The organism is Arthrobacter humicola, assembly GCF_022803015.1.
Lineage (GTDB): Bacteria > Actinomycetota > Actinomycetes > Actinomycetales > Micrococcaceae > Arthrobacter > Arthrobacter humicola_A.
On record NZ_JAFKON010000067.1, the window covers coordinates 1 to 273 of the forward strand.

At 56.4% G+C, this 273-nt stretch carries 1 rRNA gene; it reads right to left on the reverse strand.

What is annotated here, in order from left to right:
- A 5S ribosomal RNA gene (gene rrf, locus ARTB_RS21470) occupies positions 1-101 on the reverse strand; the annotation flags it as partial.
- Positions 102-273 lie beyond the last annotated feature (172 nt).

Genomic DNA, 273 nt, shown 5'->3' on the forward strand with positions numbered 1-273 from the left:
CTCTCCCACACCCTCCCGGGTGCAGTACCATCGGCGCTGTGGGTCTTAGCTTCCGGGTTCGGGATGGGACCGGGCGTTTCCCCCACGCTATGACCGCCGTAACCCTTGCTCCGCCACGCACCCGCTGTTGGCGGGGGTGGGGAAATCTGTGGTTACAACATCTGTGGTGTTGTTATTTTGTTGTGGTTTTGTTCCTGTCGCAACGTGCCGTCAAGTAACGGGTTTGTTGTTTGGGAACCACATAGTGGACGCAAGCAGTCTTGTTTCTTTGTA